The organism is Fischerella major NIES-592 (assembly GCF_001904645.1).
GTDB classification, from domain to species: domain Bacteria; phylum Cyanobacteriota; class Cyanobacteriia; order Cyanobacteriales; family Nostocaceae; genus Fischerella; species Fischerella thermalis.
The window spans coordinates 176,953-190,281 of record NZ_MRCA01000008.1 but is presented as its reverse complement, the minus strand read 5'-3'; the positions used below and the strand labels follow the sequence as shown (position 1 = coordinate 190,281).

The window sequence follows — 13,329 nt, the reverse complement described above, 5'->3', positions numbered from 1 at the left end:
TGCTCAGTAGAAAATAGAGATTGAAGGTCGGGGATAAGAAAAAGCAGGGTGGTTTCATACGACAATATAAATCACCAATTCTTACTAATTAAACTCTTTGTGTTCTTTGTGTCCTTTGCGGTTATTAACATAAATATGTCTGGATGAAAGGAATTAATTAAAATTTTCTGGCGCTGCTGAATCAAAATATGAATTTACAATTTACGGGTGTGACCAGACGTAGAGACGTAGCAATGCTACGTCTCTACTACAAAATTGTAGACAAAATTTTATGAAACCGCCCTGAGATATTGCTAGTCATGGCAGAAACAAACACGCTGGTTGACAAAAACTCTCACCAAAGAAGCGATCGCCTTTTACTCATCTTCAAACACAGCCCCTCGTAGTTTTAACTCTAGCTTCATCTCCAAAGAAAGTCCCTGATTATAGCCAAACAGAGCATTATCTACTTTCGCCCGTGTAAATTTGACATTACTCAAATCAGTATTTCTCAAGTCAGCACCTTGGAGATTTGCATCCTCAAAATCGGCATTTCTTAAATCTGTGTGCTTATTTTTATGATTTAAAATTTCCCAAACTAAACGCCATTTATAATCTAACTTTGTTGCCTGGTTAATTTTCACAGACTTTAAGTTTGCACCACTCAAATTAGCTCCACGCAAGTCAGCACCTTCTAAATTTGCACCTTCTAAATTCGCATCTTCTAAGTTGGCATGATCTAATCTAGCACCTAATAACTGGGTACCATAGAGGTTGGCATTCTTCAGGTTGGCATTTCTCAGTTTGGCTCCACTCAACTGAGCATTTTTGAGAACAGCATAGCTAAGATTGGCATGATTTAACTTAGCACTGCTCATGTAAGCATTACTTAAGTCTGTATTTACCAATTTAGCGTTGTTCAAATTACCATTCCACAAATACACACCACTTAGATTAGCTTTAGTAAGATTTGCACTCATAAACCGAGCATCACTAAGGTTAGCACTGCTGAGGTTTACACCCACTAATTCAGCATAGCTCAAGTCGGCACTACTAAGATTGGTATGTTCAAGATTCGCATTGCTGAGATCTGCACCTATTAGTTGAACGCTACTAAGATTAGCACTTACTAATTGAACACTCGAAAGGTTTGTACCGCTAAGATTAGCATCACTGAGGTTAGCGTAGTTAAGATTAGCCTCACTGAGGTTAGCACCACTGAGATTCGCTCCATTCAGGTAGGCATTGCTAAGATTAACGCCCACCAATTCAGCATGGCTTAGGTTAGCAAGAATTAAGCTTGCAGTATTTAAATCTTGTCCTATTATTTCCTGATTGAATTTTTTTTGAAGTATATTTTGGTTCACATAAATTTCTTGATTTTGGTTGATTTTCAAATTCTTACCATTACTGTTATTAACCAACAAATTAATCCCAAAAGATTTTAATATTTTTTCTGTTGAATTATTTAACAATTTTTTTTGATTAAAAACAACAAAAAAACTGGCTAATATAAAACTCAAAATTATTACAAATATCCATGGTTCACCATTTGTGATCAGCAGCATCACTAGAAAACCTAAGCTAACTAAAGTCATTTGCAAAACCGTTAAAATTAATTTTGATTTGGCTTTTCTACTAAAATTAATCTTTTTTGGATTGGCTATAGTCATGCTAACATCCTCCATTATTTACTGAAAAGAAACTAAAATTAATCTCAAAGATAACTATGAGTGAAAATATAAATGTTTATTTCGTATGAATATTCACAACCTTTTATACTAAAATAGTATAATTTTAGAAAATAAAGGCTATGTTTACCAATTAAAATTTAAGAGTAAAAAAATTGATAAAATCTATTACTTAATTCAAAAATTAATCAGAATATGCCTTCTAGATCGGCAAACCAGAATGAATTAAGAATAAATTGATAGAATTTAACCCATGATAAGCAGTAATAATTTTTACACTTTTATCTGAAACTTTCCAGATGTCAATAGGCAAAAATTATTTTTTGTCGATACAATTTTGTATTTTATTTAGCCTGTGTAGGCTAATTTGTACTAAAAATCAAGATACTATAAAATTATTAATCTAAACCATTTACCTTAAGCATAGGCACCGGGGAAGAGATTTTTGTGCGATCGCTGTGTGATTTATCGTATGACTGTCCAGCTTGATATTGATTCAAAGTTATATAATCGATTATATAGAAGTATAGTAATATTGCTATACTGCCAAATAATGGTAAGTTAGCTCTTGCTGTCTCAGTATTTGTCTTTTAAAAAACTACAATATAGTAAGTGTTATTTTGCCTTCAAATTTCGATATCTAAAAACTTATCTGACAAATAGCTCTAAATAGCTATGTGTTGAAAACGCTCATTTACATAATAAATTTAAATTGAGACCCATCAATGAGAGCAAAATAAAAAACTTCAGAATTAGCTCCATCTCACAAGGGAAGAGATATAATTTAGGTTTACACAATAATTTGATGACAACACAAGAGCTTACTTATAATGTTTTGTGCTTAATCCAGTTTTGATTATTCTCAAAAATATTGAAGTAAAAAATATTCTAAGTATAAATTTCATTATCTCTACATCCAAGTACATGGGTATTTTATGGCAACACTTGGAGAGCAAAACTACTAAGCTGGTAAATAGCACCTTCAAAAATCTACCAGAATTTCTGGTCTTGTGATTTAGAATTGGCTAAAGTCTGTCTCAGGCAAAAGCCCATACACCAGTGAACAGTGAACAGTTATCAGTGAACAGATCTATAGTCGAGGATTTAAACCTGTCAGCAAAGCTTTCGACTAATTTTTCAGGGACTTAAATCCAAACGACGATGCACTCTTTACTGAATAACTGATAACTGTTATATCACTAGCTAACTACCTGTAAAAAAAATTAATTGCTATGTTTGATGCACTTGCTGACCGTTTAGAAGCTGCTTGGAAAAAACTGCGGGGACAAGACAAAATATCCCAATCTAATATTCAGGATGCTTTACGGGAAGTCCGCCGCGCCCTGTTGGAGGCAGATGTCAATCTCCAGGTAGTTAAAGAATTTATTAGCGAAGTTGAAGCTAAGGCACAGGGAGCCGAGGTTATTGCTGGCGTGCGTCCTGACCAACAGTTCATCAAAATTGTTTACGATGAGTTGGTGCAGGTCATGGGGGAAACAAATGTACCCCTGGTACAAGCGCAAAATCCACCCACGATAGTTTTAATGGCTGGGTTGCAGGGAACTGGTAAAACCACTGCGACTGCTAAGCTGGCTTTACACCTACGTAAAATTGATCGTACTTGCTTGATGGTAGCAACAGACGTTTATCGTCCAGCAGCGATCGAGCAGTTGGTAACACTGGGTAAACAAATTGACGTACCAGTGTTTGAGATAGGAAGTGACGCTGATCCTGTAGAAATAGCTCGTTTGGGTGTAGAGCGCGGCAGAGCCGAAAAATTCGATACTGTAATTATTGATACTGCTGGACGTCTGCAAATAGACGCAGATATGATGGCAGAACTAGCTCGGATCAAAGAAGTCGTCCAACCCCACGAAACCCTCTTGGTTGTGGACGCGATGACTGGTCAAGAAGCAGCTAATTTGACTCGTACTTTTCACGAACAAATTGGCATTACTGGTGCAATTCTCACCAAGCTGGATGGTGATAGTCGTGGAGGGGCAGCGTTATCAGTACGCAGAATCTCAGGAGCGCCAATTAAGTTTGTTGGTGTTGGCGAGAAAGTTGAGGCTCTGCAACCATTTTATCCCGATCGCATGGCTTCGCGAATTCTGGGTATGGGCGATGTTCTTACTTTGGTGGAAAAAGCCCAAGAAGAGTTTGACTTGGCTGATGCCGAGAAAATGCAAGAAAAAATTCTTGCGGCCAAGTTCGACTTTACCGACTTTCTCAAGCAACTACGTTTGTTGAAAAACATGGGTTCTTTGGGCGGCATCCTGAAGTTAATTCCAGGGATGAACAAACTTAGCAGTGATCAGTTGCAGCAAGGAGAAACTCAGCTCAAACGCTGTGAAGCAATGATCAATTCCATGACCCAAGAAGAACGCAAAAATCCAGATTTATTGGCTAGTTCACCTAGCCGACGACGGCGGATTGCGGGTGGAAGTGGGTATAAAGAAGCCGATGTTAGTAAGCTAGTAAGTGACTTCCAAAAGATGCGTTCTCTTATGCAGCAAATGGGTCAGGGTAGCTTTCCTGGGATGCCGGGAATGTTTGGCGGCGGTATGGGCAATCCTCTAGCTGCCGGTGGCAATCGTCCTACTCCTCCCGGATGGCGGGGTTATAGTGGCGGTGCTAGTGCCAAAAAGAAGCCCAAGAAGGACAAAAAGAAGAAAGGTTTTGGTACTTTATAGTCAATGGTCATTAACTATTAGTTATTAGTCATTGGTTTTTGACAAACAACAAATGACACATGACAATTGACTAATAGCAGTTAAGCTCGTGCAAGTGCTAAAATTAGCATTTCAGTATGCAAGTTATGATCTTCTTTAAAAGAGGAACTAACACAAACTGATGAACAAATTAAATTTCTTGTAAAAGTCACTTTTGCAAGAGTCGGGTACAAGGTTAAAGGACAAAAGAAAAACTTGATGGTGGAGAAATTGGAAGATGAAGAAGTGGGGGAGTGGGAAAAGTGTGAGGGGTAGGAGAAGTGGAAGAAGATCAAAAGGTATTTTCTTCCCTACTCTCCCTACTCTCCCTACTCTTCCTATTCTCCCTACTTCCCATACCCCTTACCCCTGACCCAAATCCTTATTAACTATCTGCCAACTCATTGCTAACAATAGGAGAATAGTCCCTCAATCATGATTAAACTGCGCTTGAAGCGATACGGTAAAAAGCGGGAAGCGAGCTATCGCATAATTGCTATTAACAGCCTTGCTCGCCGCGATGGTCGTCCCCTGGAAGAACTGGGATACTATAACCCCAGAACCGATGAAGTACGACTGGATGTTCCCGGGATCGTCAAGCGACTACAACAAGGTGCCCAACCAACTGACACCGTGCGTCGCATCCTACAGAAAGCCAATGTCTTTGAACAGGTCAGTGCAAAAGCCGCTTCCTAAGTTTGTTACAAAATCCCCAACAGTAAGTCCTGACTACGTTGGGTTAGTACGTTTTTTAATGCAGCCGTTTTTAGAATCTCCTGAGTCTTTGAGCGTCGATTGTGAAATGTATCACACCCGCAAGCGGGCTTGGATTCGCATCGCTTTTGAAAGCACAGACAAAGGTAAAGTGTTTGGTAGGGGAGGACGCAATATCCAGGCGATTCGTACAGTCATTGCTGCTGCTGCTGAAGCTGCTGGTCACTCAGTATACTTAGATATATATGGCAGCAATGGTGTTGGTCGAGAGAGCGCAGCTTTTGAAGAAGAGGGAGAAGAGCGATTGCCCTCGAAATCAAGAGAAAGACGCACTAACGGAAGCCGTCCTGTGATTAAATCTCGTTCCCGCTAGTCTAAACTACGGAAAAAATGGGGTTAAAAATCAACAAAGCACAAAGGCAGACTAAGACCATGACCCCGGAATCAAATCCGGTTACTCGATCATGAGTGTACCCAACATGGCATCTGCCAATGAGACAGGAGAACCCAACTATAACCACAAGGTTTGGTTGTGGGTACTTTACAAATCAAACTCTGCCACTAGTAGATATTACTTGTGGTGTACAAATGGAGTAAGTGACTCAGATAATCTCTGTAAGGAGGTGAAACCAGAGAGTGGCTGAAGTCCGTTTAGGTGAAAATGAGTCGATTGACTCGGCACTAAGACGCTTTAAAAAGAAAATTCAAAAAGCTGGAATTTTATCTGAAGTCAAGCGTCGCGAAAGATACGAAAAACCTAGTCTGCGTCGTAAGCGTAAAGAGGAGGCTGCACGTAAAGGTAGTCGCTACTAAAACTAAAAGCTTTCAGCAGTCTGTAGTTAGCAATTAACTACAAAGTTGACAGCTTGATTGAAGGTTTGCAAACACTTGTTGTAGCCAAACCTACAAAAGTAGAGATGCTTGACTTTCCCACCCCTAAAAACCCCTAGACAGGGGTGGGGTTTTGTAGATTTTATTAGCCCTTTAGAACCAGAAGATTGGAAATTCTAAGTTAGAAAGAACTAAGAAATTGATAATTATAAAAGTAGAACTTAAACAAAGTAAATTATTTTTTATCTACCCTTCGGGAAAGGCAGAGGGCAGTTGCGATGAAAAAATTTCACGAGCTTTGCCATGAAAACCTCACCCCCTACCCCTCTCCTTGCTAAGGAGAGGGGTGTCCGATCGGACGGGGTGAGGTTACTTTCAAATCAGAGGGCAGAGAGTACCCATTACCGATTACCCATTACCGACGCCGACGCATAACATAAGTGTTTCAGTGGACATGATACTTATTAGAACAATAATTTCTGCAAATATAAGCTATTGGTAATACAGTAAAACTATGGCAGATGCCTTAACAATTGAACTGCCGAATATCGCAAGTGCAATCACTCTGGCTGGACAAGGAGAAGAAAATCTCAAAACTCTGTCTAAGCAAACAGGGGCCAGGCTGGTGCTGCGAGGACAGGAACTACATATTTCTGGAACAGACAAACAAGTTGATTTAGCTTCTCGATTAGTGCGATCGCTCGAATATCTGTGGAGCAAAGGTAATATTGTTTCTAGTGCTGATATTCTCACTGCTCGTCAAGCTTTAGACACCCATAGAGAAGATGAACTGCGAGACTTGCAAAAAGATGTCCTGGCAAAAACTCGTCGAGGCGAAGAAGTCCGCGCTAAAACTTTTCGGCAAAAACAATATATCCAAGCCCTACACAAGCACGACATGATTTTCTGTACCGGACCGGCTGGTACAGGTAAGACCTTCCTGGCGGTAGTTATAGCAGTACAAGCACTTCTGGCTAATCAGTATGAAAAGCTAATTCTCACTCGCCCTGCTGTTGAAGCAGGTGAAAAACTTGGTTTTTTGCCAGGAGACTTGCAACAAAAAGTCAATCCCTATCTGCGTCCACTTTACGATGCCATCAATGAATTTATCGACCCAGAAAAAGTACCATCATTGATGGAAAGAGGTGTAATTGAAGTTGCTCCTTTAGCTTACATGCGGGGGCGCACACTCAATAATGCCTTTGTGATTGTGGATGAAGCCCAAAATACTACAACTTCCCAGATGAAAATGGTGTTGACTCGCTTGGGTTTTAACTCCCGTATGGTCATCACAGGTGACATAACACAAGTCGATTTACCATTACATCAAGAATCTGGGTTGACAATGGCAATCAAGATTTTGAGGCACGTGGAAGGAATCGCTTTTTGTGAATTTAGCCAAAAAGATGTTGTGCGTCATGCCCTAGTTCAACGTATTGTGAATGCATACGAACAGTATGAAAAGTAGAGATTAGTTGGTAGTTGGTTGTTGTTTGGAAAAAATAACAACCAACAATCAACAATCAACAATCAACAAGGAAAAAGGACAAATGAAAAATACATTAAAAGAATTTTTGGAAGCTTGCGAAACTTTGGGAACTTTGCGTTTAATTGTCACTAGCAGCGCCGCAGTATTGGAAGCACGGGGCAAAATTGAAAAGTTGTTTTATGCAGAGCTACCTAAGGGTAAATACGCAAATATGCATACAGAAGGTTTTGAATTTCACTTAAACATGGACAAGATTACTCAAGTGAAATTTGAAACGGGTGAAGCGAAGCGGGGTAATTTCACCACCTATGCAATCAGATTTATCGACGATAAACAGGAACCTGCTTTGAGTCTATTTTTACAGTGGGGTAAGCCGGGTGAGTATGAACCGGGGCAAGTAGAAGCTTGGTACACTCTCCGGGAAAAGTATGGAGAAGTTTGGCAGCCTGCACCCTTGGCAGAGATTAGTTAATAGTTGTTGTTTGTTGATAGTTGTTTGTTGTTTGTAGAGCAAGTGCAAGCAAAGATCGAGCCATTGTCAGCAGCCCAACAAAAAATTAAGTTTGATTTATGGTAGTGCAGGGTATGTGGAGAATGCGCCCTGTAACTTATTTGTGCTAAACACAGGTAGGAGTTTTTGCAAACTACTAATCAATAGTTAACCCAATTAGATAAGCAAGGTATTTGTTAGACTTACATAGAGCGCGCGCCAGTAGCAATTAAACGCCTAAACAAACCTTGAGTCCAACCAGTTTCTCTAAGAACAGCATCTGATGATACCTCTACATAAGCTTGCTCAATAAATGCTAAATCAATCATGCAGATGCGGCTGAGGGCTTCTTTGAGGGCTTGGTTTTGACCATCAACTTGTAGGCGCTTTTCTACTTCGTGAATTACTGTCGCCATTGCTGGAACAACGTGCTGAGGTCCAATCCCTATACGGACATGAACTAAACCGATTTTCCAACGGCGATCAGCATAAGCTTGGCCCCAGTCATCCATACCTGTAAACATTTCGTGAAACCATTGAATAAAGGTTTCACGCAAGCGATGAATACGCCCGTTTCCATCATGCAAAATTGCACTCATTTCCGCATCACGCCCCAGGTAGGCATAAAAATGGTCAGCCATTTCGGGAGCAATTTGTAAACCCCAGTCGGCTTGGGACTTCAGTGTGGCTTTGTTCTCATCTGTTAAGCCTACACGCTGTTCTAGGGTAGACAAAAAGGCGAGTGTTTCTAAAGGCATTATCAACTTCTCCTTTAACAACTAAACAACTAAATATGATAATTTGGTAAACTCAAATACATCATAATTGCCACCACGCAATATAGATTCAGTATGCTTGCCTTGCAGGCGTTGATTAAAAGTTTCTTCTAGTACACCCCAAATAGCACCAAGGGTATAAGTACATTTACGCTGTGAACCTTGGGGTTCATCAGCAGAACATAAGGTTTCTGATGTATATAACTTGATTACCTCATTATCTTCTTGGACAATTTTCTCGACTATACACAGACGAGTGCCATCTTTACCGAAAACATGATCGAGTTTGTCGGCTAGTTCCTCTAAGGACATCGACGAGTTTGCTAGGTTTAATTCTTGAGCTAAGGTTTTGCCACGATAACGACCTGCCGCAGTTAAAGCGATCGCAGTTGCTTTTTCGCCCAAAGCCTCTTCCATACCTGTAATTGCTGCCTTGAAACAGATAATACTGCTAAAATCCCCTAAGATAGGACGTAACATCTGTGATGCTCCTGTAAATTCAATGCAATTTGAGATAGGAATCTTAAGATATAAAATCGGTAATCCAAACACTTGTGTATGGATTGTTTTGTGTTTTTAGTCAGGCTAACAGAGGCGAAATTCTTGCCACAGCACGTTTGACTTCTAGAAACAGTAAGCCTTGTTTGACTCCTGCACCAGCAAGTACTAATAAAACTGCATCACTCCCACAAGCAACTAGGACGCCGTAGCCTTTTTCTCCTTCCACAACAATACGTTCTACATTCCCACGAACTAGTTCACGACCAATCCGTTCACCCAAGGACAGCATAGATGCAGACATAGCAGCAGTTCGTTCTTCATCCATCCCACCTGGTAACACAGAAGCCAAAGCCAAGCCATCTGGACTTACTAAAGCCGCACCCTGAATATCAGAGGTTCCGGAAACAAAGTTTTGCAGTTCGTCTTGCAACATTGAGACGTTAATCATGAATTTGTCCTCCACAATATTTAATACAAATGTATGAGTCTTCTGGGTAGTTGTAGTGAACACAGAGTCTACCGTTACCACTGGTAACAAGTGTGCTGTATTTTCCGCAATTGTTGATTCTGGTAAATGTGCTTTTGTTAACAAGTGTGATTCTGGCGACACAGAGGATTTTGCTTGAAATCCCCTGGTGAGTAGTTTTAGTAAGTAGCCCAGAAGCATAGCGGTTAAACAGCAGACTATGAATAGCGTGATGGCGATCGCATCATCTGCGGCCAATAGCTGACTCCAAGAATTGAGACAACTCAAATATAAGTAACAAGGAAAATTCCCGATAACAGGATAAAAAATTGTTACTTGTTTTATCTTTTACATTCTGTTTAGAAGTTTGTTACAAACATCAAACTTGTTATTCCGTAGAATACTGGTAATATTTGGCAAATTCTTCCAGCAAGGCAATTAAACTTTTTTTTACAGAAGCAGCTTCCGTAGGATTAACAGATATTATCGGTAATCTGTTATTTTCATCCAGTAACCCTAAAGTTAAGGCTATATCTTCCATCGGCCAAGCTTCAGGGCAATCAGTATGAGTTAACCCTATTAAACATGGTATTTGTACCCGATGCTTCATAAACTGAAGAATTTTTCGACTATAGCGCAGATGTTCTGGACGGTGTGCATCAATTAGCAAAATGTAGGCATGGGCTTTTTGAATTAAGATGTCCCACATAAAATCAAAGCGTACTTGTCCAGGTGTGCCATAAAGATGTAGTGATTGGTTGGGTGCAATAGTCAATCGCCCAAAATCTAATGCAACTGTAGTTTTTTCTTTCAGGAGTGCGATTTCATCAGTTGCTTTTCTATCGGTATCTACCGTTTCGATTTCACTGATGGTACGAATAAAGCTTGTTTTACCTGCACCTACGCCTCCAGTGACTACAATGCGTAGGATTTCCATCAATTATTACTCCTCAAAAAGCCAACTAGATTTTGTAAAAATAAAGTACTGATCTTGATTGTTTCCATGACTGGAGACTGTCGTGATTCCAAGGAATTAACTAAGTTTAAATCTACAGGATAATCACTCAGTTCTGGTGTTGATGCCATCAAGGGAACTTCTTCTACTAAACAAGCTAAAATTAACCGAAAAGCTGCTTGCTGAACTAAAGCTATTGGTTGATTAATTTGAGATGCGATCGCACTTAAAGCAACACTACCATTAGCGAATTCCCACACTTGCCACTCTAAAGCATGTAAATGAATTTGTGGTTTACCTTGGGCAATACTGCGTATAGCAGAACTCGCATCTGGGAGTGCATCAGCTAATATTTTCCAGTTCTTTATTGTTCTTAAAGCCATGAGAGCCAGTTCTGTCGCTCTCAAACTTAAACCTGTCATTTCTTGAGCAGGTAAAGGTGCTTTGCTATCGAGTTTAAACACACCTTTTTGAATTTCAAATAACTGTCGCACCTGATGCAGTTGACTTGCAAATAATAAATTTAATTGCTCAGTATTCAGTAATCCTTGTGCTTTTAGATATAAACCAAGGGGCTTGTCCGTGGAAAATGTTTGTCGATATTGTTCTATAAGTGACTGATTTAACCACTTTCTTTGAGCAATTTTGTAGACTAAACCCTGACCATTTAAGCGGTTTGCTGCTGCAACTACACGTCCCTGTTTAAACCAGATGTAATAGTATTGTGATTTTGATTCAGGACTATGAATATCTGGTAAAGTACATACACTTAAACACCCAGATTTTCTGCCTTTGTCAATTATTTGAAATAACTCAGCCAAAGAAAAGTCAGTGAAGGAACTAGAGAGGTTCATTAGTTCATCCAAACATAAATAAAGTAATTTATGAAAGATTACACCCTAATAAATAACTGAATACCCTGTCGGTTTTAACTGACTACTATTCAACAATGATAAACACCTACAAAGTTGAGCTAATTATTTTGTTTAGAAATTAAAGCAATGACCAAAACAAATTAGAAGGAGTTCATAAAATAATTGGTAATTTAAGTTATAAACTCCAACTCAGCACTGTAGGCTAATAATTTTAATTTCCCAGTTCTCAATTGACATCTTACTCTAACAACTTTTTAGCAACAATCAAGGTTGATTGCTATTTTGCAAAATTATTTACATTTTTATTGTCACATCATTCAGAAGCATAAATATAGAATTCGCTTATTAGAATGAGTAATTTTACTAATTAAACTATTTATTATTGATGTAGCTTCAGTAATAACACTAAAAGCGTTTATTTACAAGTATAAATTAAAACTTTAAACTTACCTGATTCTAATTCTCAAGCTCTTCATGGATGCTAGTATCAAGCAAAAAGCATCAATTTAGATGAATTTTAGACAAAATTATGTGGAAAAAACACATGTCTAGCCAAATCAGCTTCTCTAAGCAGAAAAATAGGCTTTGAAGGCTAAAAACTCTTCAGTATTTTTGTAATCAGGTAATGTTTTTATTGAGTTTATTGATTTGATAGCTAAATTTAGTAACGAAATTGCAACATAATTTCTAATTAGATGAGCTTTTAATCCAGAAAAATTTACATTTTGCAAACAATAGTCTTGATAGTTAACATGAGGAAAATCTGGGGTTTTTGCTTGATTTTTTTATTCTTGCTGTGGAGTGGAGATGCAAAAGCAGAAGAGTTAGCCAAACGTTTAGATAATTTCCCTGTTTGGGAAAAAATTACTTCCACAAAACCTGCTGTGGGAGATTTAATATATCCTGACTGGATGGCGGGTGATTGGCAACTGGTTAGCACCCTTGTAGATATGGTTGCACCTTTAGCTCCTGATATTGTCACTCCTGGGTTTGAGGGAAATCGTCAGTATCTAAATCAGCCTCTGAGGTTTCAAGTACGATTTCTACGAGAAAGCACACCTGTTGCTGATACTAAATCAGCAGTAGTAGCAGATAGAGCGTTTAACGGGTTAAATTTGGCACGGGCTTATTTAGGCGATACAGCTGTAATCTCCGTCAAAGTAGATCCAGATTCACCCAATCGCCAGATAACATTTCTACGTCATGAACGTCAGCTAGTTTCAATTGTTTCTGCACGCGCTACAGAAACAACATCCGATGGTAGGTTTATAACAACCGAAGTTTTTCAACAAATATTTAAAGGTGGTGGACGTCCCTATTTCAACTCTGTAGAATCTACCACCGCTTACCGCAAATTATCTACTTCCAACCCAGCCATAGAAGGTGATCAAGTTACTGCTGTTTACCTTTCGCCACAAGATCCAGATTATTTTAAAGCTGGTTCTCATCCAGTTGCTTTGTATAGGTATCGCTTGGAATTTTTTCGATAGTTACTTGTCAGTTGTTTGTGGTGAGCCTTGTAACATTATCCAACCAACCACAATCAGCAACACACAGCTACCTAAAAATCCCAAATCCCAGGCTAATTGATGCACCCCTGGTTTCACATGATGAATACCGAGTTTTACTAAAATATAAAACGTTTTGAAGCGCGATCTTCTGCCTGGAGAAAAGATTTAAGTTTTTTACCTTCGTGTCTTGGTGTCTTGGTGGTTAATAAAATAATTTTTTCACCACTAAGACACTAAGACACCAAGAAAAATAGATAATCTTAACTTAAAAGGGCTATCTCACCCCGTCCTACCGAACATCCCTTTTGCGCGTTCGTTTGGGGTGATAATTTAATAATTT

Annotated in this window: 13 protein-coding genes and 1 pseudogene; 7 read left to right on the top strand and 7 right to left on the bottom strand. The window is 39.1% G+C overall.

Features of this window, described 5'->3' with window-relative positions; translation table 11 throughout:
• Positions 1-356: 356 nt before the first annotated feature.
• Positions 357-1,652, bottom strand: a complete 1,296-nt coding sequence (locus NIES592_RS15990) for a pentapeptide repeat-containing protein (protein WP_073556263.1) — start codon at positions 1,650-1,652, stop codon at positions 357-359.
• Positions 1,653-2,902: 1,250 nt separating this feature from the next.
• Between NIES592_RS15990 and ffh the strand changes: the two genes are divergently transcribed.
• The 6 genes from ffh (at position 2,903) to NIES592_RS15960 (ending at position 7,887) form a co-directional block, all read left to right on the top strand.
• Positions 2,903-4,363: a signal recognition particle protein gene (gene ffh, locus NIES592_RS15985; protein ID WP_062247077.1), complete on the top strand. Its 1,461-nt coding sequence runs from the start codon at positions 2,903-2,905 to the stop codon at positions 4,361-4,363.
• Between the two features lie 453 nt (positions 4,364-4,816).
• A complete protein-coding gene (gene rpsP, locus NIES592_RS15980; protein ID WP_009455154.1) occupies positions 4,817-5,077 on the top strand; it encodes a 30S ribosomal protein S16 in 261 nt (86 codons plus the stop codon).
• The gene (locus NIES592_RS15975; RefSeq protein ID WP_199332298.1) at positions 5,040-5,468 is read left to right on the top strand and encodes a KH domain-containing protein; all 429 of its coding nucleotides are present in this window, start codon (positions 5,040-5,042) and stop codon (positions 5,466-5,468) included. The genes rpsP and NIES592_RS15975 overlap by 38 nt, the downstream gene beginning before the upstream one ends.
• 263 nt (positions 5,469-5,731) lie before the next feature.
• Positions 5,732-5,908, top strand: coding sequence for a 30S ribosomal protein S21 (gene rpsU, locus NIES592_RS15970; protein WP_009455158.1), 177 nt, complete (start codon positions 5,732-5,734; stop codon positions 5,906-5,908).
• Between the two features lie 532 nt (positions 5,909-6,440).
• Positions 6,441-7,394, top strand: coding sequence for a PhoH family protein (locus tag NIES592_RS15965; protein ID WP_016868526.1), 954 nt, complete (start codon positions 6,441-6,443; stop codon positions 7,392-7,394).
• A gap of 82 nt (positions 7,395-7,476) precedes the next feature.
• A complete protein-coding gene (locus NIES592_RS15960) occupies positions 7,477-7,887 on the top strand; it encodes a ChuX/HutX family heme-like substrate-binding protein (protein WP_073556284.1) in 411 nt (136 codons plus the stop codon).
• A gap of 221 nt (positions 7,888-8,108) precedes the next feature.
• Here the strand turns inward: NIES592_RS15960 and NIES592_RS15955 are convergent, their stop codons facing one another.
• The 5 genes from NIES592_RS15955 to NIES592_RS15935 form a co-directional block, all read right to left on the bottom strand.
• Positions 8,109-8,663, bottom strand: coding sequence for a protoglobin domain-containing protein (locus tag NIES592_RS15955; protein WP_073556262.1), 555 nt, complete (start codon positions 8,661-8,663; stop codon positions 8,109-8,111).
• 21 nt (positions 8,664-8,684) lie between these two features.
• Positions 8,685-9,161, bottom strand: a complete 477-nt coding sequence (locus NIES592_RS15950) for a hydrocarbon-binding protein (RefSeq protein ID WP_073556261.1) — start codon at positions 9,159-9,161, stop codon at positions 8,685-8,687.
• A 100-nt stretch (positions 9,162-9,261) separates the two neighbouring features.
• Entirely contained in the window at positions 9,262-9,849 is a 588-nt protein-coding gene (locus tag NIES592_RS15945; RefSeq protein ID WP_073556260.1) for a roadblock/LC7 domain-containing protein, read from the bottom strand.
• A 187-nt stretch (positions 9,850-10,036) separates the two neighbouring features.
• On the bottom strand, positions 10,037-10,585 hold the full coding sequence (locus NIES592_RS15940; RefSeq protein ID WP_009459117.1) for a GTP-binding protein: 549 nt from the start codon (positions 10,583-10,585) through the stop codon (positions 10,037-10,039).
• Complete coding sequence (locus NIES592_RS15935; protein WP_073556259.1) at positions 10,585-11,457, bottom strand: DUF4388 domain-containing protein; 873 nt, start codon at positions 11,455-11,457, stop codon at positions 10,585-10,587. Before NIES592_RS15935 ends, NIES592_RS15940 begins: the two co-directional genes overlap by 1 nt.
• A gap of 773 nt (positions 11,458-12,230) precedes the next feature.
• Between NIES592_RS15935 and NIES592_RS15930 the strand changes: the two genes are divergently transcribed.
• Positions 12,231-12,968 (top strand): DUF6816 family protein, encoded by a 738-nt coding sequence (locus tag NIES592_RS15930; protein ID WP_084552335.1) that lies wholly within the window; start codon positions 12,231-12,233, stop codon positions 12,966-12,968.
• Here the strand turns inward: NIES592_RS15930 and NIES592_RS24615 are convergent.
• Positions 12,969-13,100 (bottom strand): annotated as a pseudogene (locus NIES592_RS24615) (DUF2243 domain-containing protein); the annotation flags it as partial.
• Between the last annotated feature and the right edge of the window lie 229 nt (positions 13,101-13,329).

Bases quoted from the DNA above. Each gene is read 5' to 3' on its own strand.
- NIES592_RS15990 (WP_073556263.1), bottom strand. From the start codon at position 1,652: ATGACTATAGCCAATCCAAAAAAGATTAATTTTAGTAGAAAAGCCAAA.
- ffh (WP_062247077.1), top strand. From the start codon at position 2,903: ATGTTTGATGCACTTGCTGACCGTTTAGAAGCTGCTTGGAAAAAACTG.
- rpsP (WP_009455154.1), top strand. From the start codon at position 4,817: ATGATTAAACTGCGCTTGAAGCGATACGGTAAAAAGCGGGAAGCGAGC.
- NIES592_RS15975 (WP_199332298.1), top strand. From the start codon at position 5,040: ATGTCTTTGAACAGGTCAGTGCAAAAGCCGCTTCCTAAGTTTGTTACA.
- NIES592_RS15965 (WP_016868526.1), top strand. From the start codon at position 6,441: ATGGCAGATGCCTTAACAATTGAACTGCCGAATATCGCAAGTGCAATC.
- NIES592_RS15960 (WP_073556284.1), top strand. From the start codon at position 7,477: ATGAAAAATACATTAAAAGAATTTTTGGAAGCTTGCGAAACTTTGGGA.
- NIES592_RS15955 (WP_073556262.1), bottom strand. From the start codon at position 8,663: ATGCCTTTAGAAACACTCGCCTTTTTGTCTACCCTAGAACAGCGTGTA.
- NIES592_RS15950 (WP_073556261.1), bottom strand. From the start codon at position 9,161: ATGTTACGTCCTATCTTAGGGGATTTTAGCAGTATTATCTGTTTCAAG.
- NIES592_RS15945 (WP_073556260.1), bottom strand. From the start codon at position 9,849: ATGCTTCTGGGCTACTTACTAAAACTACTCACCAGGGGATTTCAAGCA.
- NIES592_RS15940 (WP_009459117.1), bottom strand. From the start codon at position 10,585: ATGGAAATCCTACGCATTGTAGTCACTGGAGGCGTAGGTGCAGGTAAA.
- NIES592_RS15935 (WP_073556259.1), bottom strand. From the start codon at position 11,457: ATGAACCTCTCTAGTTCCTTCACTGACTTTTCTTTGGCTGAGTTATTT.
- NIES592_RS15930 (WP_084552335.1), top strand. From the start codon at position 12,231: ATGAGGAAAATCTGGGGTTTTTGCTTGATTTTTTTATTCTTGCTGTGG.